Source organism: Vibrio sp. 9-16B-A1 (assembly GCF_056726165.1).
On record NZ_JBSDZD010000001.1, the window covers coordinates 283,554 to 308,463 of the forward strand.

23 protein-coding genes and 1 pseudogene are annotated in these 24,910 nt (G+C 51.0%); 13 read left to right on the plus strand and 11 right to left on the minus strand.

The genetic code is table 11. The annotated features are described in order from the left end of the window. The first annotated feature begins 106 nt into the window (after window positions 1-106). Window positions 107-1,672, plus strand: a complete 1,566-nt coding sequence (locus ACVB80_RS01340) for a methyl-accepting chemotaxis protein (RefSeq protein ID WP_481079455.1) — start codon at window positions 107-109, stop codon at window positions 1,670-1,672. Window positions 1,673-1,765: 93 nt separating this feature from the next. On the opposite strand, the gene ACVB80_RS01345 is transcribed toward ACVB80_RS01340, so the two are convergent. Beyond that, window positions 1,766-2,041, minus strand: coding sequence for a hypothetical protein (locus tag ACVB80_RS01345; protein WP_481079456.1), 276 nt, complete (start codon window positions 2,039-2,041; stop codon window positions 1,766-1,768). A 473-nt stretch (window positions 2,042-2,514) separates the two neighbouring features. Between ACVB80_RS01345 and ACVB80_RS01350 the strand changes: the two genes are divergently transcribed. After that, window positions 2,515-2,742 (plus strand): hypothetical protein, encoded by a 228-nt coding sequence (locus ACVB80_RS01350; protein WP_481079457.1) that lies wholly within the window; start codon window positions 2,515-2,517, stop codon window positions 2,740-2,742. A 246-nt stretch (window positions 2,743-2,988) separates the two neighbouring features. After that, window positions 2,989-3,222, plus strand: coding sequence for a hypothetical protein (locus ACVB80_RS01355; protein WP_481079458.1), 234 nt, complete (start codon window positions 2,989-2,991; stop codon window positions 3,220-3,222). A 33-nt stretch (window positions 3,223-3,255) separates the two neighbouring features. Here the strand turns inward: ACVB80_RS01355 and ACVB80_RS01360 are convergent, their stop codons facing one another. After that, window positions 3,256-4,542 carry a DEAD/DEAH box helicase gene (locus ACVB80_RS01360; RefSeq protein ID WP_481079459.1) on the minus strand — a complete coding sequence of 429 codons (1,287 nt, stop codon included), beginning with the start codon at window positions 4,540-4,542 and terminating at the stop codon, window positions 3,256-3,258. Window positions 4,543-4,698: 156 nt separating this feature from the next. Here ACVB80_RS01360 and ACVB80_RS01365 point away from each other — a divergent pair, with 156 nt between their 5' ends. Together ACVB80_RS01365 and ACVB80_RS01370 are read left to right on the plus strand one after the other, a co-directional pair. Then, the gene (locus ACVB80_RS01365; protein ID WP_481079460.1) at window positions 4,699-5,970 is read left to right on the plus strand and encodes an HD-GYP domain-containing protein; all 1,272 of its coding nucleotides are present in this window, start codon (window positions 4,699-4,701) and stop codon (window positions 5,968-5,970) included. Between the two features lie 76 nt (window positions 5,971-6,046). Then, window positions 6,047-7,549: pseudogene (locus tag ACVB80_RS01370) on the plus strand (phospholipase D family protein). Here the strand turns inward: ACVB80_RS01370 and rarD are convergent. After that, window positions 7,515-8,444 (minus strand): EamA family transporter RarD, encoded by a 930-nt coding sequence (gene rarD, locus ACVB80_RS01375; RefSeq protein ID WP_481079461.1) that lies wholly within the window; start codon window positions 8,442-8,444, stop codon window positions 7,515-7,517. The pseudogene ACVB80_RS01370 and the gene rarD sit on opposite strands and share 35 nt — an antisense overlap. Window positions 8,445-8,706: 262 nt before the next feature. Further along, window positions 8,707-9,690: a hypothetical protein gene (locus tag ACVB80_RS01380; RefSeq protein ID WP_481079462.1), complete on the minus strand. Its 984-nt coding sequence runs from the start codon at window positions 9,688-9,690 to the stop codon at window positions 8,707-8,709. Window positions 9,691-9,793: 103 nt separating this feature from the next. Here ACVB80_RS01380 and ACVB80_RS01385 point away from each other — a divergent pair, with 103 nt between their 5' ends. Continuing rightward, entirely contained in the window at window positions 9,794-10,813 is a 1,020-nt protein-coding gene (locus ACVB80_RS01385) for a helix-turn-helix transcriptional regulator (protein WP_481079463.1), read from the plus strand. A 225-nt stretch (window positions 10,814-11,038) separates the two neighbouring features. Here the strand turns inward: ACVB80_RS01385 and ACVB80_RS01390 are convergent, their stop codons facing one another. Both ACVB80_RS01390 and ACVB80_RS01395 read right to left on the minus strand, forming a co-directional pair. Continuing rightward, on the minus strand, window positions 11,039-11,692 hold the full coding sequence (locus tag ACVB80_RS01390) for a DUF2057 family protein (protein WP_481079464.1): 654 nt from the start codon (window positions 11,690-11,692) through the stop codon (window positions 11,039-11,041). Between the two features lie 93 nt (window positions 11,693-11,785). Beyond that, window positions 11,786-12,826 (minus strand): LacI family DNA-binding transcriptional regulator, encoded by a 1,041-nt coding sequence (locus ACVB80_RS01395; RefSeq protein ID WP_481079465.1) that lies wholly within the window; start codon window positions 12,824-12,826, stop codon window positions 11,786-11,788. Between the two features lie 203 nt (window positions 12,827-13,029). On the opposite strand from ACVB80_RS01395, the gene ACVB80_RS01400 reads away from it, so the two are divergent. Genes ACVB80_RS01400 through ACVB80_RS01430 form a run of 7 tightly spaced genes read left to right on the plus strand, consistent with a single transcriptional unit; the run spans window position 13,030 to window position 19,068 of the window. Further along, window positions 13,030-14,775, plus strand: coding sequence for a class I mannose-6-phosphate isomerase (locus ACVB80_RS01400; RefSeq protein WP_481079466.1), 1,746 nt, complete (start codon window positions 13,030-13,032; stop codon window positions 14,773-14,775). A gap of 2 nt (window positions 14,776-14,777) precedes the next feature. Further along, window positions 14,778-15,206, plus strand: a complete 429-nt coding sequence (locus ACVB80_RS01405) for a PTS sugar transporter subunit IIA (protein WP_481079467.1) — start codon at window positions 14,778-14,780, stop codon at window positions 15,204-15,206. A 9-nt stretch (window positions 15,207-15,215) separates the two neighbouring features. Beyond that, window positions 15,216-15,707 (plus strand): PTS sugar transporter subunit IIB, encoded by a 492-nt coding sequence (locus ACVB80_RS01410; RefSeq protein ID WP_481079468.1) that lies wholly within the window; start codon window positions 15,216-15,218, stop codon window positions 15,705-15,707. A gap of 28 nt (window positions 15,708-15,735) precedes the next feature. Then, window positions 15,736-16,539, plus strand: a complete 804-nt coding sequence (locus ACVB80_RS01415) for a PTS mannose/fructose/sorbose/N-acetylgalactosamine transporter subunit IIC (RefSeq protein ID WP_481079469.1) — start codon at window positions 15,736-15,738, stop codon at window positions 16,537-16,539. Next, a complete protein-coding gene (locus ACVB80_RS01420) occupies window positions 16,539-17,381 on the plus strand; it encodes a PTS system mannose/fructose/sorbose family transporter subunit IID (RefSeq protein ID WP_481079470.1) in 843 nt (280 codons plus the stop codon). The genes ACVB80_RS01415 and ACVB80_RS01420 overlap by 1 nt, the downstream gene beginning before the upstream one ends. Continuing rightward, a complete protein-coding gene (locus tag ACVB80_RS01425; RefSeq protein WP_481079471.1) occupies window positions 17,381-18,514 on the plus strand; it encodes an AGE family epimerase/isomerase in 1,134 nt (377 codons plus the stop codon). The genes ACVB80_RS01420 and ACVB80_RS01425 overlap by 1 nt, the downstream gene beginning before the upstream one ends. Then, entirely contained in the window at window positions 18,511-19,068 is a 558-nt protein-coding gene (locus ACVB80_RS01430; protein WP_481079472.1) for a glucose-6-phosphate isomerase family protein, read from the plus strand. Before ACVB80_RS01425 ends, ACVB80_RS01430 begins: the two co-directional genes overlap by 4 nt. 76 nt (window positions 19,069-19,144) lie before the next feature. Here the strand turns inward: ACVB80_RS01430 and ACVB80_RS01435 are convergent, their stop codons facing one another. The 5 genes from ACVB80_RS01435 to ACVB80_RS01455 all read right to left on the minus strand — a co-directional run bounded on the left by ACVB80_RS01435 (window position 19,145) and on the right by ACVB80_RS01455 (window position 24,582). After that, window positions 19,145-19,897 carry a substrate-binding periplasmic protein gene (locus ACVB80_RS01435; protein WP_481079473.1) on the minus strand — a complete coding sequence of 251 codons (753 nt, stop codon included), beginning with the start codon at window positions 19,895-19,897 and terminating at the stop codon, window positions 19,145-19,147. Window positions 19,898-20,135: 238 nt separating this feature from the next. Further along, complete coding sequence (locus tag ACVB80_RS01440; RefSeq protein WP_481079474.1) at window positions 20,136-21,065, minus strand: LysR substrate-binding domain-containing protein; 930 nt, start codon at window positions 21,063-21,065, stop codon at window positions 20,136-20,138. A 42-nt stretch (window positions 21,066-21,107) separates the two neighbouring features. Next, complete coding sequence (apgM, locus tag ACVB80_RS01445) at window positions 21,108-22,355, minus strand: 2,3-bisphosphoglycerate-independent phosphoglycerate mutase (RefSeq protein ID WP_481079475.1); 1,248 nt, start codon at window positions 22,353-22,355, stop codon at window positions 21,108-21,110. Further along, entirely contained in the window at window positions 22,352-23,104 is a 753-nt protein-coding gene (locus tag ACVB80_RS01450) for a hypothetical protein (protein ID WP_481079476.1), read from the minus strand. The genes apgM and ACVB80_RS01450 overlap by 4 nt, the downstream gene beginning before the upstream one ends. A gap of 11 nt (window positions 23,105-23,115) precedes the next feature. Beyond that, complete coding sequence (locus tag ACVB80_RS01455) at window positions 23,116-24,582, minus strand: SLC13 family permease (RefSeq protein ID WP_481079477.1); 1,467 nt, start codon at window positions 24,580-24,582, stop codon at window positions 23,116-23,118. Between the last annotated feature and the right edge of the window lie 328 nt (window positions 24,583-24,910).

A 24,910-nucleotide genomic window follows, 5' to 3' on the forward strand; every position in this document is an offset into this window, starting at 1 on the left:
TTTTGATGTGTTTATCAAATTCACACTGTCAAAGCCTTACAATGAAGTCCTGCTATCTGATTTTCTTATGTTTTTTCATTTAACTATAAACACAGCAGGTGTCAGCATGAAGAAAGCCCTTCTTTTGATCGTTTGCATTATGTTTGGTATAGCCATCGCAGCTAATGTAATTACCACATCACTGATCTCAAATGACGAGATCGAGAAAGTCATCCTTGAAGAGTCCTACGGAAAAGTTTCCCTTCTCTCTTCCAACGCTGAATATATTCTCAGTCATTCTGAAAACCCGCTTGAGGACATGCAGCAAATGGTCCTGGCCCTGAAAGAGAGACCAGACATTACTTACGCTATCCTGATTGATAAAAACGTCCAGGCCGTTGCTCACAGCGACCCGCAAAAGCTTAATAAAGTTTATAAAGATGATTACACTGTCACCGGCGCAGGCCACGGCAAAATCCAGCACTCCAAATGGTATGCTGATGTTCAGGAGGTCTGGGTCTATGACATGATGTATCCTGTCTATATCAATGGTGAACTGTATGGCACCTTTGATGTGGGCTTTCCCATCACCCAGGTTGAAGACGCGTCAATGAACATTGTCCTGTCTCAGGTCACCGCGACCCTGGTCGTCACTGTTATCTGCATCACCTGCCTGCTCTACCTTATCAACCGTTTCCTTAAACCATTAAACAACCTTCAGCAGGCACTGGAAGACATTTCACGGGGAGAAGGAGATCTGAGCGCCAGATTACCGGTCCGTGGCAATGACGAAATTGCCGGCATCTCACATGCTTTCAATACGTTCGCAGAAAAAATCCAGCAGATCATCGCCCAGGTCGCCAAAACCGGTCATGATTTGACAGCAACGTCTGAACAGCTTCGCCTCATTGCGCATCAAACTACCGACCGCGGACATGATCAACATGAGCAGACACTGCTGGTCGTCACTTCCATGAACGAAATGAGCGCAACGGTTAACGACATCGCGCAAAATGCCTCCCAGGCTGCTCACAGTGCTGATGCGGCCAGCAGAGAAACCCGTTCAGGACTAGAAGTACTGACATCAGCCAACGATTCAGTGAGCCAGATGACCAGTGAGATGGAAGAAATGTCTCAGGTCGTAAATTCGCTGGCAGAACGCTCACAATCTATTGGCGGTATTCTGGATGTCATCCGTGATATTTCAGACCAGACCAATCTTCTGGCTCTGAACGCAGCGATTGAAGCTGCACGTGCAGGAGAGGCTGGTCGTGGCTTTGCCGTTGTTGCAGATGAAGTGCGAAACCTTGCCAGTAAAACATCACAATCCACTAACGAGATTCAGATGATGATCAACGAGCTCCAGAGCAAATCACAACAGGCTGTTTCCTCAATGGAGACAAGCCGTGCTTTGGCCCATGAAGGTTCTGACGCCACGTCAAAGGCTCAGTCCAGTCTGGATGAAATCCTTAATCAGATTAATCAAATAGTGGACATGAACACCCAGGTAGCCACTGCCACCGAACAGCAGTCTTCAGTAGCCGGTGAAATAAACGTGAACATGGATACCGTAAACCGGTCCGTGAACGAGACTCTGGAATCAAGTACACAACTGGAGCAGTCCAGTCAACGCCTGACTGAACTCGCTGCTGCACTTGATAAGCATGTAGGAGCGTTCAAACTCCAGCAGTGATTACGGTTAAACTCACAAAAAAACCGGCTCATCCAGAGCCGGTTTTGTTTATTGTATTTTTATTAATTATTTTTAAGGGGGAGTGGTGACGAGTTAGCTGATCGACAAAGCGGCTTTACGCTGCTCGGCAGATTCAATGGCGTTAAACCAAACCAGTTTGTTCCAGTTACCTGTAACCTGACTGGTTTTGATTTTCACCGGTTTACCAACCAGGTCAAGTGCATGCTGATATACACTGTCAGCAGACTCTTCATAGCTGGCGATACTCATTTTTAGTTCCCGACCCTCTTCATTCGATACTAATACAAACCGCTCATCTTTATTTACATGATTCAGAACGCCGAAATTAGTCCAAATGTAGTTTGTCATATCATTTCCTTGTATCAATCAACTGTTACATTAGTTCATCATTAAACCAACTGACTTAATGATACCCGTTCTTGCAAGCTTGTGACACTAAAGATCCGTGCCTGGTTCACAATATGAAACTAAAGCCACTTAATAGTGATACACCACCTACAAAGCGTGATCAAGTGCATAGATAGAAATGCATGCTAATAGCATTTCTATCACTAACCAAATCGTCCACCGGACAGATCCGTGAAACGCACCGCAAAGCCCCGCACATCCTGCTGTCAACTTGCGACAAACACGACATTTTGTCTCAGAACTGGCACTAAGCCCCTGTAATTGAAACCTATTTGTTAAACCACACAATTTGTAATTTCTTTATGGAATAAGACAGGCCGAACTGGTTAATAATTAATCTATAACTCCGTTTGACGCTTTTCAGGATGACTCCTAGGCTAAATAACTAGTGTCATCAACAGGAGGTCATCGAAATGAAACGAGCAAGTGCGTCATATCGTCTGAAACTGATAAAGGAAGTAGCAACCCGCAAGCAGCGACTGTGCAGTGGTGACCCGATGGCCAGTCATATTCAGCGACTTTTGGATTCCAAAACCATTAAAGGCAAGAAAGTCGCAGAGAAGATTACCCGTTTCAGCGGCTTACATTTCGATGAACAGGCAGGAGGTTGGGTCAGTGATAACTGGCCAATGCGTTCCTGAGGACTCTATTCCTTCATATCACTCTGCTGAAAGCGTCCTTTGGGCTGTTTTCAGCAGATTTCAAAGTAGTTTGCAATAAAACAATACCCTTCCCTCCCCCTGATTTCCAGGGCAGAATCAGGATGTGACAATTTTATTAGCAGGGTCACATTAACTTAATGAAAACTGTGACAAATTAGAAAACTCTTCAGTAGCGCTTTAAGGAAGCTACCGCAAGTTAATATACGCTTATAAGGAAGTCAGTGTATGACGAAGGCTTTTCAACTGGGACGGAGTACTATTCAGGATCCGGCTGCGCTTGAATACGAGTGGGTCAAAAACCACCTGCAGAAATACCCTGACGACGATATTATCGCCTCAATACAGCATTGCTTTGGCGGCAGTGAAAAGACAGCGGAACTCTTCTGTCAGGTAGCGATGGGAGAAGCGACGAGGAACGATCTGATTCGTCACCTTGAAAAAACAGAATGGGAGCACTAGCTCCCATTTTTCATTAAACCGAAATAGCCTGAATTACTTCTTGCGATTGCGCAACTGCTTGATGATTGCCATCCGGCGCTCTGCACCACCCTGATCCGTTGCCGACTGATTCGGGTTGTTCTGACGACCACGACGGTTTTTAAACGCTGGCTTGCTGTGCAGCTTAACCAGATACGCATCACGGGATTTTGGCTCATAACCTGACAGCTCAACACGGCGGATACGCTGTTTGATCAGCTGTTCAACCTGCATCAGGGTCAGCTCTTCTTCACGGTTAACAAAAGACACGGCATGTCCCTGCTGACCCGCACGGCCGGTACGACCAATACGGTGAACATAATCTTCTGCCAGGAATGGCATATCGTAGTTGATCACATGAGGCAGACCAGCAATATCAAGACCACGGGCCGCCACGTCAGTCGCAACCATAACGCGGGCTTTGCCTTCTTTAAACTCACTCAGAGCACGGCGACGGGCACTTTGTGCTTTGTCACCATGGCACAGTACTGCTTTAATACCATCAAGCTTAAGCTCTTTAACCACTTCGTTGGCGGTTTCTTTGTAGTTTACAAACACCAGTACCTGCTGCCAGTTCTTACGGCCAATAAGCTCAGAAAGCAGCTCGGTTTTACGCTCCTGATCAACCGGGTAAACAACGTGTGCTACGGTTTCAGCAGTAGTGTTCGCCGGAGCAACCTGAATACGTTTCGGTTTACGCAGAATATCCGCCGCCAGAGTGTTCAGCTGTGATGAAGTCGTGGCTGAGAACATCATGATCTGCGGTGAGGTTTCTACCTGCGCCATCATATCGCGCACCGCATTGATAAAGCCAAGATCCAGAATACGGTCAGCTTCATCGAATACCAGGAACTCTAGCCGGGCAATAGACACATTCCCCTCTTCCAGGTGTTCAGCCAGACGGCCAGGTGTCGCCACCAGAATATCCACGCCTTTTTCCAGCTGACGGGTCTGGGAAGACATCTTCGCGCCCCCATAAACCGCGCACACGTTCAGCGAAGTGTATTTGGCGTACTCTTTGATGTTATCTGCAATCTGCGCCACCAGTTCCCGGGTCGGTGCAAGGATAAGAGCACGCGCAGTTGCAGCAGACGGTTTAACTCCGCTGTCGAGCAACTGCTGGATTACCGGCAGCGAGAAAGCTGCAGTTTTACCGGTACCGGTTTGCGCTGTTGCCAGCACATCATGGCCTTTGCGCGCGACTGGAATCGCTTTTTGCTGAATTGGCGTAAGTTTCTCATAGCCGCATTCATCAAGCGCTTTAACAAGCTCCGGGGCAAAACCCTGTGAAGAAAATGACATTTCTGCGTAATCCTGGTTAGTCTCTAAAACAGCGGCGTAGTATAACCAAAACCGCACGAGGATTTCATAACTTTTTCTTTGTCTTTCCTGATGCTGCCAAATTTCGGAAATGGACTACGCTTTATGTACAACGTACAAATGGCTGGGCAGTGCATTATGAGCTCTCAAATTCGCATCAATCTGCGTGAAATGATCACGGCAATCGAAACCACCGTCTCTCTGGTCGGACTCAATGACACCAATCACGGTAAGCGGGTTGGTTATATCGCTTATCAACTTGGTCACGAACTGGGTTACAGCGAACAGGATCTGCAGTTCCTGTTTGAACTGGGTATGCTGCACGACATCGGTGTCTCCACAAATCAGATGCACAATAATCTGGTCAGCCACTTTGACTGGAACAAAGCCAACATACACTGCGAGATTGGTTATCAGCTGCTGAAAGATTTTGAACCACTGCGGCATTTCGCCAATCCTATTTTGTATCACCACACCGCATGGGATGAACTTCAGGTCATGGACATTGCTCCCCGTGATGCCCTGATGGCTAATCTGATCTATCTGGCAGACAGAATCGACGTTTTGGGTGCTGCCCACTATGGCAGTGACATTCTGGTCGCCAAAGAGAAAGTTGTAAAAGCCGTAGCCAAAGACGCCGAAGGTTACTTTAATCCTGACTTTATTAAAGCGTTCATGACAATCCAGAATTCAGAGTCATTCTGGATCATGCTGGAAGACCGTCATATCAACCGCTATGTATGGGATATGAGCAAGCTCCAGAGCGATATAAAACTCAAACTGGAACAAATTAAACACCTGTCACTCATCATGGCTTATATCGTTGACCAAAAGAGCACCTTTACCGCCCTCCACTCCGCCAAAGTCGCCGAACTGGCGAGCTTTCTTGCGCAGAAATACGGCATGCCTGCCTCACAGTGCGACAAGATAGAGATTGCCGGCCTGCTGCATGACCTCGGGAAACTGCACACCCCCGATGAGATCCTGGAAAAACCCGGTGCACTGGATGAAGCCGAGCGCGCAATCATGAACCAGCACAGCTTTGAAACCTTCGCCATATTGCGGGGCATCACCGGGCTGGAAGAAATTGCACACTGGGCCGCTTTTCATCATGAAGGCGTAAACGGGGCTGGCTATCCCTTCCACCCGAGTGAGAAAGAGCTGTGTACAGAGGCAAGGATCATTGCGGTAGCGGATGTCTTCCAGGCACTGGTTCAGGAGCGGCCTTACCGCAAGGGAATGGAACTCAGCCGGGTAACGGCGATCCTGACCGATATGGTCGAACAGGGAAAACTCGATCATACCCTTGTCGAACTGGCGCTGAAACACAGGCACGAGTGCTATCAGATAGCCTCGGATAAGCACAATACCAGGTTACTGTTCCACCTGCCGGATTCGGTAACGGTCTGACCAGGAAGAACATACTGTACTGACTGTTGAGATAAGGCATAATATGCGCCGAAAACTGGACTGACGATTAATCTCAATGCGACTGCTATCTTGCTTCCTTATTCTGCTGCTGTCAGGCTGCGCCTCCGGCATCGACCCGTCACGCGCAGAGAAAAGCATTTCCATACATTAAAGCTATGCCGAACACTCCGGGCTGGATAGCTACCTGGATCTCGACAGAGATCAGCGCCAGTCTCAAACCGGATTTCTGCCTCTTAACCTGGGCCACGATGCCCTGCTCGCCCGCCTTGCACTGATCGAAGCCGCTGAGCACGCGATTGATATTCAGTACTATATCTACCGGGAAGATGAATCAAGCCAGCTGATCAGCTGGAAACTGTATGAAGCCGCAGAGCGTGGTGTCCGTGTCCGGGTACTGCTCGACGACATGCAAAACCGCAATGATGATGAAATGGCACTGTTTGCCAACCATCCAAACATCGAAGTACGTTTGTTTAACCCCCATCAATACCGCAGCGCCCGTACACTGGCTATGGTCAGCGACTTTGACCGTCTCAACCGCCGGATGCATAACAAGTCCCTGAGCGTTGACGGAATCGCCAGCATCATCGGTGGCCGCAACATTGGCAATGAGTACTTTTCGGTATCCGGCGGTGTGGAGTTTGGTGACTTCGACTTAATGCTGGTCGGCACCAGTGTCGAAGCGATCGGGGAGCAGTTCGACCTCTACTGGAACAGCGAGTATGCCGTACCGGCTGAGTGGCTCAATGGCGAACAGAGAACGATAACACCTGAGCTTATTGAAAAGTGGAATGAGGAATCACAGCTCAGTGCTACCTTTTCTCACGACAAGTACGACTTTACCCGGCTGCCGCTCTACCAGAACTTCATTAACGGAGAGATTGAGTTCTATTGGGGAAAAGCAAGCATCCTCTACGACAGACCGGAAAAAATGACCGGTGATGACAGCTCACTGATCGACAGTCTTGGCGCGGTTTTGAGTCAAACCAGCCAGTCACTGCTGATCATCTCCCCCTACTTTGTTCCGACACAGGAAGGAACTGAACAACTGGTGGCCGCTTCCCGGCGTGGCATTGAGATCATTGTCGTGACCAACTCACTCGCTTCAAATGACGTATTTGCCGTTCACGGCTGGTACGCCAAGTATCGCAAAGATCTGATCAATGGCGGTATTGAGTTGTGGGAAATCAAGGCGGACGCCCAAATCAAACAGCACTGGAGTTTTACCGGCAGCAGCCACTCCAGCCTGCACGCCAAAGCAGTGGTGATGGACCGCCGAAAACTGTTTGTTGGCTCTATGAACTGGGATCCACGCTCAGTTGCGCTGAATACAGAAATGGGCGTGCTGATCACCCATCCTGGATACTGCGAACATATATACGAGGATCTGCCGCTGCTGTTACGCCGGGCAGCTTTCCAACTGACCGTCAAAGATGATGAGCTGATTTGGACAGACCATTCCAGTGGCCAGCAATACGACCATGAACCGGGCGCCAGTATCTGGCGCCGGATTGGAGCATGGTTTAGTGGTGTACTGCCGATTGAGGAGCAGCTTTAGCCTTTTTCGGTGCTGGCTGACGGTTTCGGAGGTGGAATGCTTCCACAATCGTCAGGATAAGCCCAAGCCAGATAAAGCCAAAGCTGATGGCCTTCACTCCATCAAACGCTTCACCAAACAGGACAACCGCCAACACGAATTGCAGGCTGGGTTCAATGTACTGCATCAGCCCGACATTAGACATGTTGGTATGGCGAATCGCAATTGAATAAAACACCAGTGGCAGCAGTGTCATTGGTGCTGAGCCCAAATAAAGCAGGAACACCGGAATTTCAGCACTGAGTGCCTCACTGCCTGTCGTTACGGCTTTGAAGGCCAGATACGCGACAGCCACCGGCGTCAGCAGCAACGCTTCCATGAACAGGCAGGTACTCCAGTCATACGCGACTTTCTTCTTGCACCATCCATACAGAGTGAAAAACACCGCCATAGTGATCGCCACCACCGGCACCTGACCATACATGAAGATCTGATAACCAAGCCCCACGGCGGCGAGAAGAACACCAATCTTTTTGCCCGGAGTCAGTTTTTCTTTAAGCACCAGCACCCCAAGTGCAACCATGGTCAGAGGACTGATAAAAAAGCCCAGGCTTGCATCCATCACCCTTTCATGGGTGATCGCCCAGGTAAACGCGTACCAGGAAACACACATCAGGCAGCTGGCAACAAAGGCATAAGCCATTGAGCGCCGGTCAGCAATAATGCTCTTCATACAGGGCATACTCCCCTGTATGGCAACAATGATCAACAGACCAAGTGGTACCGAGCCGATCAGCCGGATTGCCAGCATCTCATCCATAGCTGCATTGGGCAGAAATTGATAATACAGGGGCAACATACCCCAAATCAGAAATGCGATCGCCGCCATCACGTCGCCATAACGCGTTGGTTTCATGAAATAGTCTCAAAACAGAACAGGAGGCGACATTTTAGGCGCAAACCGAACGGTGTAAAGTGCTTTATTTATTATTTTGCACAGGTCATATTACCTGATGTGATAAATCAGATGATACATACCACTATTATCTTACCCATTAGTAAGTTATCGTTTTGATTAGCCATGGTTATAAAATTACTTCAGGACATTTATTGAGTAGTTGATTTTTAATTTTCCCACTCAGGGGCAACGTACCTCCTGAAAACAGTAATATTTTTAATTATGCCACCAGCTCAACATCAATATCATTCGCTGCCAGACGAAGCCAGCAACGGTGTACTTTGTTCGCCCGGCCTCCTTTAACCATCATCTTAGCTGCCAGTGCTTCCGGTAACACTTCGCGGAATTTCCGCTTCAGATTTGAACGGCACTGTTCAACGTATTTGCGGTCCATACCTTTAAGCCCGGACCAGCACTCTTCAGCAACATCTTCACGTGTTACACCAAAGGTTTCGTAAAAACGCGGGTCCGTAACCAGCTCAAAGGCATGACGAAGGTACTCCTGAACCAGAGCCGTATCCTCTTCAAAGTCCCGGTGTATGGTCAGCTCCTGCTCCCCCAGCTCTTCCCTGCGCAGCATCCAGCAGTAAAACGCAAACAGTTTTGGCGTCAGCTTTACCCGGGTCCCGCCCACATGAATTGCACAACACTTCAGCTCCACGCGCATCTGAAGTTTATCCCGGACGCTTCCTGCCATACCTGCCAGTCCTTCAATAACGTCAGCCATCACAGGCTGAGGCAACATTTCACGAATTAGGGGGTAATCCACCTGCGCCATCGCCAGGTTGAACCGGCTTTTGCCCGCCCGAACCATAAAGTAAAATTGATCCTGCTCCCGGCCAAACAGCGACATAGCCACATTTAGCTGTGAGCTCAGATTAGTGCCACAGTCCAGCGCAGCCGCCATAACCCGGCAGCGCTCATCCCGACAGATTGAAGCAAGCGACTGAAGCAGGGTTTGCTTATCCCCGTCTTTCACTACGATGACATCATTCCGATCCAGCCCAACAGACGCAATACCTGAGCGGGTGCAAAATGCAGCAATGTCTGCAGCGATGCACGCATACTCCTCATCACTCCACTTACTTCGCGACACCACCACAACCCGTTCCGGCAAGGGATTCCCCTGACTGAGCAGAGAACTAAGTGCATGAGTAACAACAGCTGGCTGATGGCCTGTTACGGCAAAAAGAATATGTTTCATTGCGGACTCCAATCTTTATGACACAGGCATTATTCACCAGAAAGGCGACACAAAACGTCGCTTTGTACCGGCGAGTATGATATTTTTCCTGCGAGGTGATTTTATGTCTAAACAATCAAACCGGTATCAGGTTGCGCTGCAGTCAATCCCCTGCGCACCGGACACCATTACCAGCAGTGAGCTGCGAAACATTCTGCTTGCCAGAGAGCTTATTGATGACCAGGCAGAGCACCGGAGTCAGATGCGTACAGTTCAGCGGGTACTGGACAAACTGTTTATTGACTACCCGTGCATTGACAAGCTGGAGCACTGTCGTCCCCACCGCTACCAGATAGCGCCCGGGCACCCGCACCCGCTCAACCCCAGTGCGATGTCCTCGGTAGTTTCATTACAAATGATTGAGCATGAGATCCTCAACATGCTGCCTCCGGGCATGCGCCGGGAAGTCTCCTCACTGCTGAGCAACGCCAACAGCCACAGTGACAAAAAACACCAGTTGTGGCGTCAGCGCTTTGCCTATGCACCAATGGAGATGCAGCTTGAACAGGCGCCGATGAACAACGAGCATATCGACCTTATTGAAAAAGCCCTGCTGGAACAGAAAACCCTGAAAATGAACTACCGCAAACGGGGGGCCAGCCAGACTGACAGCTATACCGTAACCCCTCTGGGTATTGCTCAGCACGGCAGTTCGTTTTACCTGCTGGCCAAAAAAGCACCTCAAAATGAAGACCGGACATTTGCCATTCACCGGATTGAGTCGCTTAAACTGAGCTTTTCAGCCCCGGAGTTCGACCCGGATTTTGAAACCAAAACCTGGATCCAGAAGAACTGGAACTACTTCTCCGGCGGCAGCGAGATCAGTGTAAAGCTCAGAATCGTGAATTACGAAGGCGAGCACCTGCTGCAGGACACCAAGATCTCTGCCTGTCAGGAGATTCTGGAGCAAAGCGCTACCCACACAACCGTCAGGGCAAAAGTACGTGACTGTAATGGGCTGCACTGGTGGCTGCTGAAAAACCTGGCCGTTGTGGAAGTACTGGAACCGGCTTCACTGCGCAAAACCATGCTGGAGTATCTGAAGGCGGGACTGGAGTTGTATGGGGAAGGAACCAGAAACTAGAGACTAGAAACTAGAAACTAGAAACTAGAAACTAGAAACTAGAAACTAGAAACTAGAAACTAGAAACTAGAAACTAGAAACTAGAAACTAGAAACTATTTTCCTGCCTCTCAGGGGCTGTCAACCTAGGACCCAGTACCCAGTACCCAGTACCCAGTACCCAGTACCCAAATAAAAACAGCTTTCCCCTCTCAGGGAAAGCTGCTCAATCGCTAATCAGCCCTAATCACTGCTGATTCACATACGCCTTAAAGCGCGCTTTGGTTTCAGCGTCTGCTTTTTCGTACCAAAAATGCAGCATTTCTTCTGCGGTGCTGTCTGCTGCCTTCAGTTCGGCTTTCTTTTGAACTTCTGCGGCCTGAGTTGCCGGAAGAGTCACAGTAGCCAGCGTCAGCGCGGCAACACCGCCTTTGCGGTTATACTCATCGGCTTCACGCGGATAATCACGGCCCGGCTGATAGCCATGGCGCACCAGGGTATCTTCTTTCAGCTCAATCGCCTGACCGTTTTCATCCACTAAAGACCAGTTCAGCGGGTTGATCTCTTTTTTAGCCGTACGCGCATCGCGGAACTTTGGCAGTTCAAACGTCAGGTTAGCATCTGCTGCATTGAACTTCGCGATAATCACTTCACTGTTTACAGATACACGCTCGTTGCCTTCTTCAAAAAACGGCTCATAACGGAATACGATTTGGTTTTCACCGTTTGGCATGGTCACTGTTTTAGCAGAGCTAAACAGACCCTCGCTTTTCGCGTCCGGTCGCTCCTGGTTTACCGCCAGCAGATCCACGTTATCTTCAAACTTAATGGTTACGTCCGCCATCGCACCCGTTGCAAAGCCGGCAGCCATCAGACCCAGCAACACTTTAGCCAGTTTCATCAATCTGTTCCTATCTGTATATTGTTGTGCCCCGAGGTTGCCTCTCAAAACGAAGCAATGCAAGTCCCAACTGCCTGTTTTGATAAAAAATCATCAAAAATTGACATCCTCACTCCCCGGTTCAGCCAAATGTGCACCGCAGGACTTCCTCACTACCAGCTTAGGCGGGAAAACCAGACTCTTAATTGGCTTATCACTGCCCTGCATTCGCGACAGCAACAGCTCTCCCGCAGCCCTGCCTATCTGTTGAGCCGATACAGAGACAGTGGTCAGCGCAGGCGCAGTATCGGCCGACTCAGGCACGTCATCAAAACCCACCACTGCGATATCCCTGCCAACCTTCAGCCCCATATCCTTTACTGCCCGCATCACACCAAACGCCACAATATCCTGATAGCCGATGATAGCGGTGATCTCCGGATACTTTTCCAGCATAGCCCTTGTCGCGGCTGCCCCTTCAGGCCGGCTTGCCCCACAACTGACGATGTACTTTTCTTTTGGGGAGATACCGTGTTCAAGCAACTTTGACATATACCCTCCCAGGCGGTGAGAGCGGGTCTGCGAGCCTTCCAGTCCGCCGATAAACGCAATATGGGTATGGCCCAGCTTTATCAAATGCTCAGTCGCAGCCTGAAGCCCCATAAAGTTATTGGTGCCGACGTAGTCAAACTGATCTTCACCCACTGGCCTTACTGCCAGTACGATCGGAAATCCCCGTCCGCGCACCGTATTGAGGAAGTTAACATCGGTATCTTTAGCCGGACAGAGCACCAGTCCCCCGGCATTCTGCCCTATCAAAGACTCAATGAATTTATCCTGCCGGGCGACATTCTCTTCAGCATTGGCGAGAAACAGCAACGAGTCATGCTCTTCAAGCCAGTGGCTCAGGCCTGCAATAAGTTCTGCATAAAAGGGGTTAGTAATATCTGGGATAAGCAGACCAACCAGATTGCTCCGTTTATGCCTCAGGTTCGCCGCAGCCTGGTTATACACATAGCCCAGTTCGTCCACCGCCTTTAATACCCTGTGCCGGGTATGGTCTGAAATACGCCCTTTATTGGTCAGCACCATGGAGACGGTTGCAGTAGAAACCTGACAGTGACGGGCAACATCAGCAATGGTCGGTTTGGACATGGTTAAACTCCGGGTTAATTTCAGGTTAATCGAATAACCTTAATTGGAGATTAATTGACCATTTTTTACCGTGATCAAAACGACATTTAGCGTCCGATTTAGCTGTCACAATGCTTAACTGTCGGGTTAAACACGTTAACCAATTTGTGGTTATTTCACCCAACTGAGTAAGATGTCAGCAGAAGAAAAAAGAAGGATGTCTTATGAAGTACCCGTCCAATTATGACAAATTCCCCTGCGTGAATGTCACCGGATTTGACCAGCACGCCTGGCAGGGCTGGCTGGCAATCAGGGAGCAACTGCAACCCGCCCCCGGAGGCCGTAAAGTTCTGGTTGTCGATACCTATCACGGTGTCGACCATCAGGACCTGCTGGATAACCTTATTCGCCCTCTTGAGCCTGCCGCAATTTTCCTGACCGACCAGGCAAAATACAGCGAGACACACATCTTTGAAATGCTGGAACGTCACATCACCGACGACAGAGTATTTGGCGTACTGGCTCCCCATAAACTGGAAGAGTTTTTCGACCCTTCCCGCACAGACCAGCTTCGCGAAGAGATAGCTGCTGTCAGCGATGGTCTGATCGTTGTCTGCGGTCATGGCGCCGGTTTGTTTGCCGATGCAGATGTGATGGTTTATGCCGATATGGCCCGCTGGGAGATCCAGCAGCGTTTTCGCAGCGGCGAACTGGGTAACTGGGGCGTTGAAAACCACAGTGAAGATATCCTGCGCCGCTACAAACGCGCTTTCTTTATCGAGTGGCGGGTGTTTGACCGCTATAAGGCGCGTCTGCTGCCTAAGTGCGATTTTCTGCTCGATACCAATACCAGACATGAGCCAAAACTGATCACCGGTGAAGCGCTGATGGCCGGGCTTGAGCAGACGACACAACAGCCATTCCGGGTAGTTCCGTTTTTCGACCCGGGCGTATGGGGCGGCCAGTGGATGAAAGAGGTGTGCGACCTTGACCGCTCAAAAGAGAACTTTGCCTGGTGTTTTGACTGCGTGCCGGAAGAAAACAGCCTGTTGCTGGGCTTTGGTGATATTACGGTCGAGATCCCATCACAGGATCTGGTGCTGCTCAAACCCCAGCCCCTGCTGGGAGAACAGGTTCACGCCCGCTTTGGCGCTGAGTTCCCTATCCGGTTCGATTTTCTCGATACCATGCAGGGCCAGCACCTGAGCCTGCAGGTTCACCCCCTGACCGAATACATTCAGCAGGAATTTGGCATGCACTACACCCAGGATGAGAGCTACTACATGCTCGATACCGGAGATGATGCCTGCGTCTATCTTGGGGTGAAAACCGGCACAAAACCGGCAGATATGATGGCCGTTCTTCAGGCAGCGCAGCGCGGTGAAAAGACCTTTGATGACGGGCAGTTTGTTAACTGTTTCCCGGCTAAGAAACATGATCACTTCCTTATCCCGGCCGGCACCATTCACTGCTCCGGCGCAAACTCCATGGTGCTGGAGATAAGTGCTACGCCTTATATCTTTACCTTCAAACTGTGGGATTGGGGAAGGCTCGGCCTGGACGGTCTGCCACGTCCGGTCCATCTCGACCATGGCGAACAGGTTATTCAGTGGGATCGCGATACCGCCTGGGTTGAAGAGAATCTGATCAACCAGGTTACCCCGGTTGATGAAGGTGACGGCTGGCGCGAAGAGCGCACCGGCCTGCACGAACGTGAGTTTATTGAGACCCGCCGCCACTGGTTCTCAAAACCGGTTGAACACCATACCCGCGGCCAGGTCAATGTCCTCAATCTGGTCGAAGGGCGGGAGGCTCTGGTGACCAGCCCTGACGACCAGTTTGAACCTTACGTGGTGCACTACGCCGAGACATTTATCATTCCGGCTAGCGTCGGGCGCTACTGCATCGAACCCTGGGGTGAGAGCTGTGGTGAACAACTCGCTACTGTCAAAGCTTATGTGAGGGGGTAAGCATGATTCACTTTATTGTCGCAACACACGGCCCACTGGCACAGGCTCTTATCGACAGCGCATCCATGGTATTTGGCTCACTGAGCCATACCTCTGCACTTTCCCTCTCGGAAGATATCGAGCAGTTTAAGCGTGATTTCGACAGCGAGATGTCCCTGCTCCAGCAGGAAGCACCCGATGGCATTGTCGTACTGTGTGACCTGGAGTGCGGTACCCCGTACAACGTCGCCTGCCGCTACGCCTTTGATGATTCATTAAAAGTCCCGGTCGCAGTACTGACCGGAATTAACTTCCCCACCCTGCTTATGAGTGCCGACTTCGTCGAAGAGTCCGACCCATACCAGGTGGCAACGACCCTGCAGCAAGAAGCAGCGGGCACCATAGTCGTGGCACAAAAGCCCGACACACAAGAACAAGATGACGATTTCTGAGGAGAGTGTATGGCTATTTCATTTGTAAGAATTGACGACAGGGTGATCCACGGCCAGTTAATGACCCGCTGGGCCAAAGAGCTGCCGTGCGACGGTATTGTCGCGATTGACGACGCCGTCGCCGCTGATCCTCTGCTCTCCCAGGTGATGAAAGGCGCAGTAACAGACGTAAAAGTATGGCTGTTCGATACCACAACAGCCATTACCAAGCTGCCAAAAGTAATCGCCAGTGACAAAAAATACTTTGTTATCGCCAAATCCCCGGTCACGCTGCAGTCGATCTGCAGGGCGGGGATCGATATCAGCAACCTGAACAACAAAATCAATGTCGGGCCAATGAGCGCCAGAGAAGGAACCACAACGATTGGCAGCAACCAGTGTGTCAACCGGGAAGAGATTGACGCGTTCCATTATCTGTCTGACCTTGGCCATCAAATCGATTTCCGGCTTGTACCTGACGCCAGCAGTTATAACTGGCAGGACGCACAAGCCAAATTATAAAAAATAACGTGAATAAAAGGACTGAGTTATGTTTTTTGAAGCTGTCTTAATCGGGATACTCTGTTATCTCGGTGCCCTTTCCACCCCCTGGCTTCTGGGTCTGACCGGGGGTTGGTATACCCTTACCCGTCCGCTGGTTTCAGGGATGCTGGTAGGTATCGTACTCGGGGATGTTCAGACCGGGATCATGGTCGGTGTGGCCGTTCAGGCCGTCTACATCGCGATGGTGACACCGGGCGGCTCTATGCCCGCTGATCTTAACTTTGTCGCCTACCCCGCGGTAGCGCTGGGCATTATGTCCGGTCAGGGCGTCGAAGTTGCGGTAGCCATCGCGGCGACCATAGGTATCGCAGGTACCATCATTTTTAACTTTATGATGGTACTCAACTCCTACTGGAACCACAGGGCTGACCTGGCGGTGGACGACGGTGATGACCGGGGCGTCTACATGAACACCGCGATCTACCCGCAGATCACCAACTTTTTAATGCGCTTTATTCCGACCTTTATCGCGGTCTACTTCGGTAACCAGTATATCGAAGGCTTTATGGCCAGCCTGCCGGATCTGGTGATCAACACCATGACCGTGCTCGGCGGTATTCTGCCTGCGGTTGGTATCGCCATTCTGCTTAAGCAGATCATCAAAGAGAGCACCATGCTGATCTATTTCCTGGTTGGTTTTGTCGGCATCGTGTTCCTCAAACTCAACATGGTCGGCCTCGTAATCATCGGCGCTCTGCTGGCGTTGCTGCACTACAACTATAAACCCGACCCACAGCCAGCGACCGCAGCTCCGGCCCAGGCAATCGACGACGATGAGGATGAATTCTGATGACCAGCACACACCAAAAAACCGAAGTCCAGGCACAGGTTTCACTGGACAAAAAAGACCTGACCAAATGCTGGCGGGCGTGGATGATGTACAACCTCTCCTCAATGAGCTTTGAACGTCTTGAATCGTTCGGCTTCTGTCTGGGGATGCTGCCTGCGCTGAAAAAGCTTTATCCAAATAAAGCCCAGCGCCAGGAAGCGATGAAACGTCACTCCTCTTTCTACAACACCGAGCCACAACTGGGAGCTATCATTTCCGGTATGGCGGTCGGTCTGGAAGAGAAGAAAGCCAACGGCGAGCCGGTGGACGGAGAAACCATCAACACCCTAAAAGTCGGCCTGATGGGGCCGGTGGCAGGTATCGGTGATTCCATGATCCCGGGGATGCTTATCCCGATACTGCTCAGCATCGGTATGGCACTGGCAGCAGGCGGCAATATCCTCGGTCCGCTGTTCTATATCGTTGCCTATAACGCGATTGTTATTCTTGGTTCCTACGCCCTGTTTATGAAGGGCTACAAGATGGGCGCAGGTTCCGTCGAGGTACTGGTCAGCCACAAGTCGGCCAAGATCCGAGAAGCACTTTCGCTGCTTGGGGTCTTCGTCATGGGCGGCGTCGCGGCCAGTTACGTGAACCTCGGCACCGGGCTTGAGTATATCACCAGTGATGGGGTGAACATTCAGGTGCAGTCGATGCTGGACGGTATTTTCCCTAAACTGCTGCCGCTGCTTATCGTGATTGGTACCTGGTACGCGATGGCCAAGAAAAACCTCAGTCCGGTTAATGCCATGCTGGCGCTGGTCGCTATCTCAGCCGCCGGTGTTGCCACAGGACTGTTCTGATGACCTGCCTGGTAAACCAGGCTCAGCGCTGCCGGGAATGGCTCACCCGGCAAGCGCTGCCACTCTGGTTATCTCAAGGATATGAAGAGCCCCTGTTTGCCGAAGGTCTCTATCAGGACGGCACTCCTTATCAGGAAAACGTGCGCCGTTTCAGGGTTCAGCCAAGGCAAATCTACGTATTCAGTCACGCCACACAGCTCGGGCTTATCGATGCCAGGGCTGAACTCAACAACTGCGTCAGCAAAGGACTGCCGCTATTTTACAACAGCAGGCATGAGTACCTGTTTTCAATCGATGATGCTTTCCAGCCTCAGGGGCACAGCGCCAATGCCTATGAACACGCGTTTGCCCTGCTTGGATTTGCCTGGCACTACCATCTGACCCTGAATGCCGAAAGCCTTGAGAAAATGGAGCAGATCTACCTGTGGTTTGAGCAGAACCTGACGGCTGATGGTAAGCCCGGCTACTACTCCTCGACAACCAGTCATTCCATGCGCAGTCAGAATCCGCACATGCATCTGTTTGAAGCGCTGATGGTCAGCTATGAGCTCACCGATGACAGCCGTTGGCTGGAACGCGCCGGGAAGCTTTACCGGCTGTTCAGACAACACATTTTGCAGAGTGACTGTCTGGGCGAGTTTTTTACTACTGACTGGGGCACAAACCACCCGTTCAGCGATCGGGTAGATCCGGGTCATCACTACGAGTGGATCTGGCTGCTCTGTCACTACCAAAAGCTCACCCACACCAAAGTCAGCGACGCACTTGAAGTACTTGAACACTTTGCTGCCCGCCACGGCCATAACCCAAACGGTCTGGTTCGCGACGAAGTGCTGAGAGACGGCAGCGCACTGCGTCCGACTTCCCGCCTCTGGTGCCAGACTGAGTATCTCAAAGCCCAGCTGGCACTGTATGAGAAAACGAAAGAAGCGCGCTACCGGGACAAGGCCTGCCTGGCATGCGAGCGGATATTTGACTACTACCTCTGCCCCGCACCAACACCCGGTGCCTGGCTGGATCACCTCGATGAGTTGGGACAACCGCTGCACAGCAACGCGCCGGCCAGCACTTTTTATCATCTTTTTCTGGCTTTCAGCGAGCTGATGCGGGTCGCTGATAAGGAGAGTTTATGAGTCCGTTACTTCCCCCCAGCGTCGACTTTCTGACCGGGACAGTCAATGGCTGCGGACTGGTGTCCAAAGCCACCCGGCTTCGCGACCTGCAAGGTGTGTTTGCCGATCAGAATGCTTATGCCGGTAGTGAGGCCGACAAAATCATCTATCAGGTTGAAATGCTGCCGCCGCAGACCGCTGATGGTGAGCTTAACTTTGGCGTTACTCACCTGGAAGCGGGCAGCGTTGGTGATGAGTTTTATATGACCCGGGGTCACTTCCACGAGAGAAAAGAGCAGGCAGAGTTCTACTTTGGCTGCCGTGGTACCGGCTTGCTGCTGCTTCAGGATGAAGCGGGTATATGCCGTGCAGAATCAGTCTTCCCCGGAAGTATCCACCATATCCCGGCGTTTACTGCGCACCGGCTGGTTAACACAGGCAGTGAAAAGCTGTCTGCACTGGCGGTATGGCCTGCGGTTGCCGGGCATAACTATAACGATCTTGAGTTCGCACTATCGGTTCACCAGCAGGGTCAGGGCATGGTGTTAAAGCAAAAATGCTCCAATGAAGAATAACTGACCTACTCCCCCGTTGCCGGTGCACTCCATACACCGGCTTTTTTTAAGTTATTATCCGGGACAACGAAGGTTGCTATTGAGCAAACGGTACTGACTGGTATTTCTCCATGATCCGCTGATATTCACTTTTCCCTGTTTCAGCCTCCGGCTGCTTAATCAGATCTATCCCTTTCTGAAGTAATCCCACCTGTTCAGGATCTGTATCCCGGTGAAAAGCGTAATACATTTCCAGCCGGTTAAGCACATACACCACTTCATACCTGCTGTCATCCAGCCCTGCTTTTTTCATACTCCAGCGCGCCACATTTTCCTCATAGGCCCAGACGTCTATCCGCTCCAGTTTAAGCATTTTCGCCAGCGCTACAGCGGTCGTGGCCCGCTCAATGTTCTCAGGCCTTGCTCCGGCTTCAAGGGCAAGCTGTTCCCCCACATCATCCATAATCACGCCTACCCGGTATTGCGCCATATCTTCGGGGCTGGTAATACTCACCCCCCGCCCTTTCTTCGCCATCATCACAACCCGGGTACGCTCGATTGGCCCGGCCCACAAAAACAGATCTTCACGCATTTTGGTTCTGGCCATGGAAAACAACACAGTATCAGGAATGTTTTGCACAAGACGGTAGGCTCTGGGCCACGGGCGAAGCTTGATGTTTTCCCGGTTAACCGGGTGCCCGACTTTTGCGCTGGCAGAGATAAGCATTTCAACGGCGATTCCCTTTAGCTCACCTTCTGCGCGGTAGTTATATGGTGGGTATTCTTCGGTATAGAAGTTCAGGTTTTCCAGCGCAAGCGAAGGCATGCTCAGTAAAAGACCGAGCAACATTAACCCGCCGGAACCAAAGAAAATACGCAAATTATCTGTTACCTGCATGCTTGTTATGATTAAAAAATAGCTGGAAATGCAGGTTTTTGCTGCGAAAAATGAAGAGCATAGCCAGCTCTGAAGCAACAGGAAGTATGACAGGTAAATGCTTCCCTGTCCGTTGGATTCTGCACTGGTTATGGCCAAAAGCTCAGCATGCAGGCCTCTGCCCGGTGTATACCCTGCTGAGCGTGCCGGACTAATCCACCAGCAGATCCGGGTACTTGCTGGCAATGTCTTCTTTTAACACCTCAACAAAGGCTTTTGCCGCCGGAGAGAGGCTGCGGTTTTTTCTTGTCACCAGATAAACGGTTCTGCTGAGTGGCAGGTTCTTAATATCAAAAGCCAGCAACTGACCACTGGCGACTTCATGCTCAACCAGTAATTTGGATACGATAGCGACACCACTGTTGAGCATCACCGCCTTTTTCACCGCTTCCATACTCCCCATTACCAGAAGCGCCGCGAAGCTCACTCTTTTACCGGACGCCCGCTCAAGGTTGGCCGCAATAGAGCTTTTGGCATTGGAAACCATCAGGGTCTGCTTTTGCAGTTCACTTAATGCAATCGCGCCTTTCTCACGCCATTTGTCTGTTTTGGGGTGACCTGGCGCGACGATAACCTGCAGTTCATCGTGCAGTATCGCTTCAAAATCCAGCTTTTTGTTTTCCGGCAGTTCAGGCTGGGAAACGATGCCCAGTTCGGCTTCACCCTCAAACGAAATGTCCTGAATCACATCACGGGCATAGCGAATACAGGACTCGATACTCACGCCAGGGTGTCTTCGGTGGAAATCTGCGATGATCTGAGGCAGAAGATAGGTACCCGGCGTGTTGGAACTGCACAGCTTAAGCTCCCCGCTGGCCAGGCCGTTGATCGATTCCAGCTCCACCCGGGACTGAGCGATAGCGTTTAACGCCGACTGGCAGTACGGCAGAACCCGACGCCCCTCTTCAGTCAGTTCAATATTGCGTCCAACACGGTCAAACAGCTGGATCTTAAAGTAATTTTCCAGGTTCTTCAGTCGCTGGGACATGGTTGCCTGGGTGCAGAAACAGGCGTCTGCTGCCAGGGTGAAACTTTTCAGTTCGGCGATCCGGACAAAAGCTTCCAGGTTTTCTATTTTCATTTTTGCTCCTGCAGCAAGGGCAGCTTGCGCTGCCCTGCCGGTTTAGGCTCCAAATTTCTTATATGCACCGAGGTGGTCCATCTGCACCCGGAAAAAATCCCGCCCGGTGAGATTGTTCAGCGCACCGGCAGTTACAAAGCGCTCACCAAATCCCGCCAGATTCTGACGCCGGACGCCACTGCCTGAGAGGAAACTCGGTACCGGGTCCCCGGAGTGATCACGTCTGCAACAGGGCGTAGAGTGGTCGCTGGTGTAACCAATCAACATCTTGCTCAGGTCCAGCTGTTCACACATATAACCCAGCATCTGATCGATCTTCTCAGCCATTTCCACTTTCACAGAAGGCAACGCATCGTGCCCCGCCAAATCAGGCGCTTTGATATGCAGGATAACCCAGTCATAACCCTGACGGATTTTCTTAAGCGCCAGATCAGCTTTACCGAGAAAGTCCGTATCGAACCCGGCGGTAAAGGAGGGCTCAAAGCACGCTTCCAGCCCGGCCATAGATGCAATGCCCAGAACCGTTCTGTCCCCCGCTACGCAGGCGCCGCGAATACCATAGGCATCAGTCACCTTGGGGGCATCGATAAGTGGCCCGATTCCACGCAAAATGATCATATTGGCCGGCTTTCTGCCCGCTGCACTTCGGGCCGCGTTAACCGGGTGCAGGCTGAGCACCGCAAAACACTTTTCGCTGAACTCGTTAATAAGCCTTGCCGTGTTTGCTGCAGCAGGATCTGAGGATGAAGGCTGTGAACGAACCACTTTCTCACCCTCTCTGGCCGTTCCCGGATCGCTGGTGGTGACCTGTACCGACAGCTCCGGACCGCGGAAAACTACCGCAACCCGGTGAGCACTGAGCGCCCTGGCGATCACCAGAGTGCCATCCGAAAGCCGGATGCCATCGACCGCGCTGGCTAACTGTTCGGTGCCCTCGGTGATCCGCTCCGCGCGACGGTCAAGCACGGTAAACTCATCATCCACCGTGGCAAAATTGCCGCGAAAGGCAATATCACCAGGCTGCATCTCAATACCCGCACCAAACGCTTCGATGGGACCACGTCCGGTATAGACTTCATACGGGTCATACCCAAATATCGCCAGATGGCCAACATCAGTTCCTACCGGCACGCCCGGCGCGACAGGATGGATATTGCCAAACAGTCCCTGAGAAGCCAGAGCCGCCATATGGGGTGTATGAGCGTATTCAAGCGGTGTCTGCTCCCCGAGCTCTTCTACCGGCAGATCACCCATGCCATCAGCTATCACTAACAAGGCCTGCTTTTTCATTGTTTACCTCCCTGAGCGGTACTCAGCTCGCCAGTCTCATTCAGGGTGGTAATGACGTCACGGCGTTTCCAGAGCAATGCCCCGGACAACAGCAGTACGATAAGCCACAAAACCTTTTCGATCATAGGAGACGGCGCGTAAGTGCGGATTTTGTACTTAAGTGTGTCGCCCGGTTTGATACTTTTTCGCTCCACCTCAACGACTTTTTGCCCGCCTTGTGTCCCAACCTGATAGGTCTTTTTCTTTTTAGACCACTCAGGTGAAACCACACCATAAAGTTCGTTGCCTTCGGGCACAGTGAGTACACCAAGGTACTTCTCAATCACCGCAGGCGAGGTGTTTTCAAACTCATAGCTGATCCGCTTTACCCCTCCCGGATGGCTGTATTTGATTTTGGCCTTTTTGGTTTTGTAGACACCATCAGCGTCAAGGCTGTATTCCAGTTCGACCGCCTGGTTCGGCTGTTCAAACTGATAGAGCCATACCTGACGCCCATGAACACTGCTCAGCACAGGTTTGCCCGTCATTTTCACACCTTTTGTAACCTGATAAGCCGCTACCCTGCTGTCTTCAGGAGCAGGGAGATATAAACGGCCATCATCAGAGGTTGTGGCTGAAACCCGTACGTCAATCTGAGCATCTTTTCCTGCCGGAATAAGCTGCTCCTGATAATAGTGAAGCTCACCAAACGGGGCTGCAGATACAGGCAGTACAACAGAAGCCGCCAGAGCAATTAATAGCTTTTTCATCATCATCTCTCCTACGCTGTAATGCCAAGATAAGCGAACCAGGTAAAGGAAGCGGCAAACAGAATGCACCACTTCGCCAGCAGGGTCAGAATCCCGTAAAGGAGCTGGTTGTTCACTGAGAAGAAGCCGGTACTGTAGTAGACAAGGTTGGCTTTACTGTGCGGCGGAAGTGTGATGGTGTCTGCAATCGTAAACGCCGCTGGGAGACAGAGCATCAGAGGTGACACGCCTGCTGTCTCAGCCAGACCAACCAGAGTTGGGATCAGGATGATCGTCCGGACCGTTTTACTGGTAAACACAAAGTGGCTGAAACTGGAGATTGCGATCACCACACCATAGAGCATGGTAAAGCTCATGTGCTGTACACCGAGGTTCGAGAACAGTCCGCTCAACGCCCAGCTTGCAACACCGGTTTCACTGAGGGATACCCCGGCCGCATACGCACCGGCAGCAAAGACCATCAGGTTCCACGGTATCTTCGCCTCTTTCCAGTTAAGAATGCCGATATAAGGCATAAAGAACAGTGAAGCAGAAATGATGGCAACCATTACCAGACTGAACTGAAAACCAAAGATATCCAGGTGCCACTTGTCGGTCGCCCAGAGGCCGATGGTCAAAAAGAAAATTGCCGCGGCTTTTTTCTCATTGCTGGTCACTTTGCCCAGTTCATCATACTGTTGCTGGATTTTCTGGATCTCATCACCCCCGGCTTTTGCGCTGCTCTCCGGTTTAAACAGCATCAGACCGATAAAGAATGAAGCGACAAGTGTCAGCGCTGCGATTGGGGCAGACGCGATAAACCACTCTCCCCACGACACGTCAGCTCCGGTGAACTCCTTAAGCAGGCCAATTGCCAGGATCTGCGGCGCGGTTGCCGTCACAATCGCACTGGTCGAGATATTGTTAGCCTGAAGCCCCTGAATAGAAAGCAGCCGGCCAAGGTTCTTATTGCCATTTTCCACGTTGTACGCTTTGGCGATCAAAAGCACGATAGGAAGCAGCATTGCTGCCCGCGCAGTTGTGGAAGGGATAATAAACGCGATGGTGAAGTTGGCTGCCATCAAAGACATCAGAATCGATTTCCAGGTTTTACCAAACCGGGTAATGATCGCCAGCGCAATCCGCTTGGCAAGACCACTTTTCTCCATCCCTGAAGTGATAATAAACGCCGATACCATCAGCCAGATCACCCCATAACCCAGGGTACCCAGCGCCTGGCTTTCTGACCAGCCACCGAGTACCGACAGCAGGGCAATCGCCACCATGGACGTAGCGTAGTTGGGCAGTGATTCACTGACCCACAGAATCAGGGCAAAGAAGAAAATGCCCAGCGACATTTTCCCTTCAAAAGTGATGCCTTCCGGGGTTGGCATCGAATAGAACAACATCAGCACTATCATGGCCAGAGGCAGGCCCAGATAGTACATTACTTTTTCCGTTTTACTCTTACTACTGAGATCTCTCGCGATGGTAACCATCTCAGTCTCCTTTTGTTATTTATCGTAATTAAACTCATTGCTTCCGCGTATTGCTACGCTTGAGAAAAGTGTATGGAGACTAAGCCCTGGGGTTAAATTGAAAGCTTTTATACTAAGCATTTGAAATTACAATTAATGTAACCAGACCAGACCGGCAACCACCTCTAAGCTACTGTTATTTGGGCCTTTTGACAAACAACGCAGTAACCCTGACTTTATAATGGATATATTTTCCTTTCCCAGGTTAATAACAGAGTTTGTGAACTCCGTCTTTACGCCAGTTGATCCTCCCCGGTAAAACTTCAGGCCCGGCTTAATTAGCAGTCGA

Bases quoted from the DNA above. Each gene is read 5' to 3' on its own strand.
- ACVB80_RS01385 (WP_481079463.1), top strand. From the start codon at position 9,794: ATGTCTAAACAATCAAACCGGTATCAGGTTGCGCTGCAGTCAATCCCC.
- ACVB80_RS01350 (WP_481079457.1), top strand. From the start codon at position 2,515: ATGAAACGAGCAAGTGCGTCATATCGTCTGAAACTGATAAAGGAAGTA.
- ACVB80_RS01405 (WP_481079467.1), top strand. From the start codon at position 14,778: ATGATTCACTTTATTGTCGCAACACACGGCCCACTGGCACAGGCTCTT.
- ACVB80_RS01380 (WP_481079462.1), bottom strand. From the start codon at position 9,690: ATGAAACATATTCTTTTTGCCGTAACAGGCCATCAGCCAGCTGTTGTT.
- ACVB80_RS01390 (WP_481079464.1), bottom strand. From the start codon at position 11,692: ATGAAACTGGCTAAAGTGTTGCTGGGTCTGATGGCTGCCGGCTTTGCA.
- ACVB80_RS01450 (WP_481079476.1), bottom strand. From the start codon at position 23,104: ATGAAAAAGCTATTAATTGCTCTGGCGGCTTCTGTTGTACTGCCTGTA.
- ACVB80_RS01355 (WP_481079458.1), top strand. From the start codon at position 2,989: ATGACGAAGGCTTTTCAACTGGGACGGAGTACTATTCAGGATCCGGCT.
- ACVB80_RS01415 (WP_481079469.1), top strand. From the start codon at position 15,736: ATGTTTTTTGAAGCTGTCTTAATCGGGATACTCTGTTATCTCGGTGCC.
- ACVB80_RS01420 (WP_481079470.1), top strand. From the start codon at position 16,539: ATGACCAGCACACACCAAAAAACCGAAGTCCAGGCACAGGTTTCACTG.
- ACVB80_RS01340 (WP_481079455.1), top strand. From the start codon at position 107: ATGAAGAAAGCCCTTCTTTTGATCGTTTGCATTATGTTTGGTATAGCC.
- ACVB80_RS01455 (WP_481079477.1), bottom strand. From the start codon at position 24,582: ATGGTTACCATCGCGAGAGATCTCAGTAGTAAGAGTAAAACGGAAAAA.
- rarD (WP_481079461.1), bottom strand. From the start codon at position 8,444: ATGAAACCAACGCGTTATGGCGACGTGATGGCGGCGATCGCATTTCTG.
- ACVB80_RS01430 (WP_481079472.1), top strand. From the start codon at position 18,511: ATGAGTCCGTTACTTCCCCCCAGCGTCGACTTTCTGACCGGGACAGTC.
- ACVB80_RS01345 (WP_481079456.1), bottom strand. From the start codon at position 2,041: ATGACAAACTACATTTGGACTAATTTCGGCGTTCTGAATCATGTAAAT.
- ACVB80_RS01365 (WP_481079460.1), top strand. From the start codon at position 4,699: ATGAGCTCTCAAATTCGCATCAATCTGCGTGAAATGATCACGGCAATC.
- ACVB80_RS01395 (WP_481079465.1), bottom strand. From the start codon at position 12,826: ATGTCCAAACCGACCATTGCTGATGTTGCCCGTCACTGTCAGGTTTCT.
- ACVB80_RS01440 (WP_481079474.1), bottom strand. From the start codon at position 21,065: ATGAAAATAGAAAACCTGGAAGCTTTTGTCCGGATCGCCGAACTGAAA.
- apgM (WP_481079475.1), bottom strand. From the start codon at position 22,355: ATGAAAAAGCAGGCCTTGTTAGTGATAGCTGATGGCATGGGTGATCTG.
- ACVB80_RS01425 (WP_481079471.1), top strand. From the start codon at position 17,381: ATGACCTGCCTGGTAAACCAGGCTCAGCGCTGCCGGGAATGGCTCACC.
- ACVB80_RS01435 (WP_481079473.1), bottom strand. From the start codon at position 19,897: ATGTTGCTCGGTCTTTTACTGAGCATGCCTTCGCTTGCGCTGGAAAAC.
- ACVB80_RS01400 (WP_481079466.1), top strand. From the start codon at position 13,030: ATGAAGTACCCGTCCAATTATGACAAATTCCCCTGCGTGAATGTCACC.
- ACVB80_RS01360 (WP_481079459.1), bottom strand. From the start codon at position 4,542: ATGTCATTTTCTTCACAGGGTTTTGCCCCGGAGCTTGTTAAAGCGCTT.
- ACVB80_RS01410 (WP_481079468.1), top strand. From the start codon at position 15,216: ATGGCTATTTCATTTGTAAGAATTGACGACAGGGTGATCCACGGCCAG.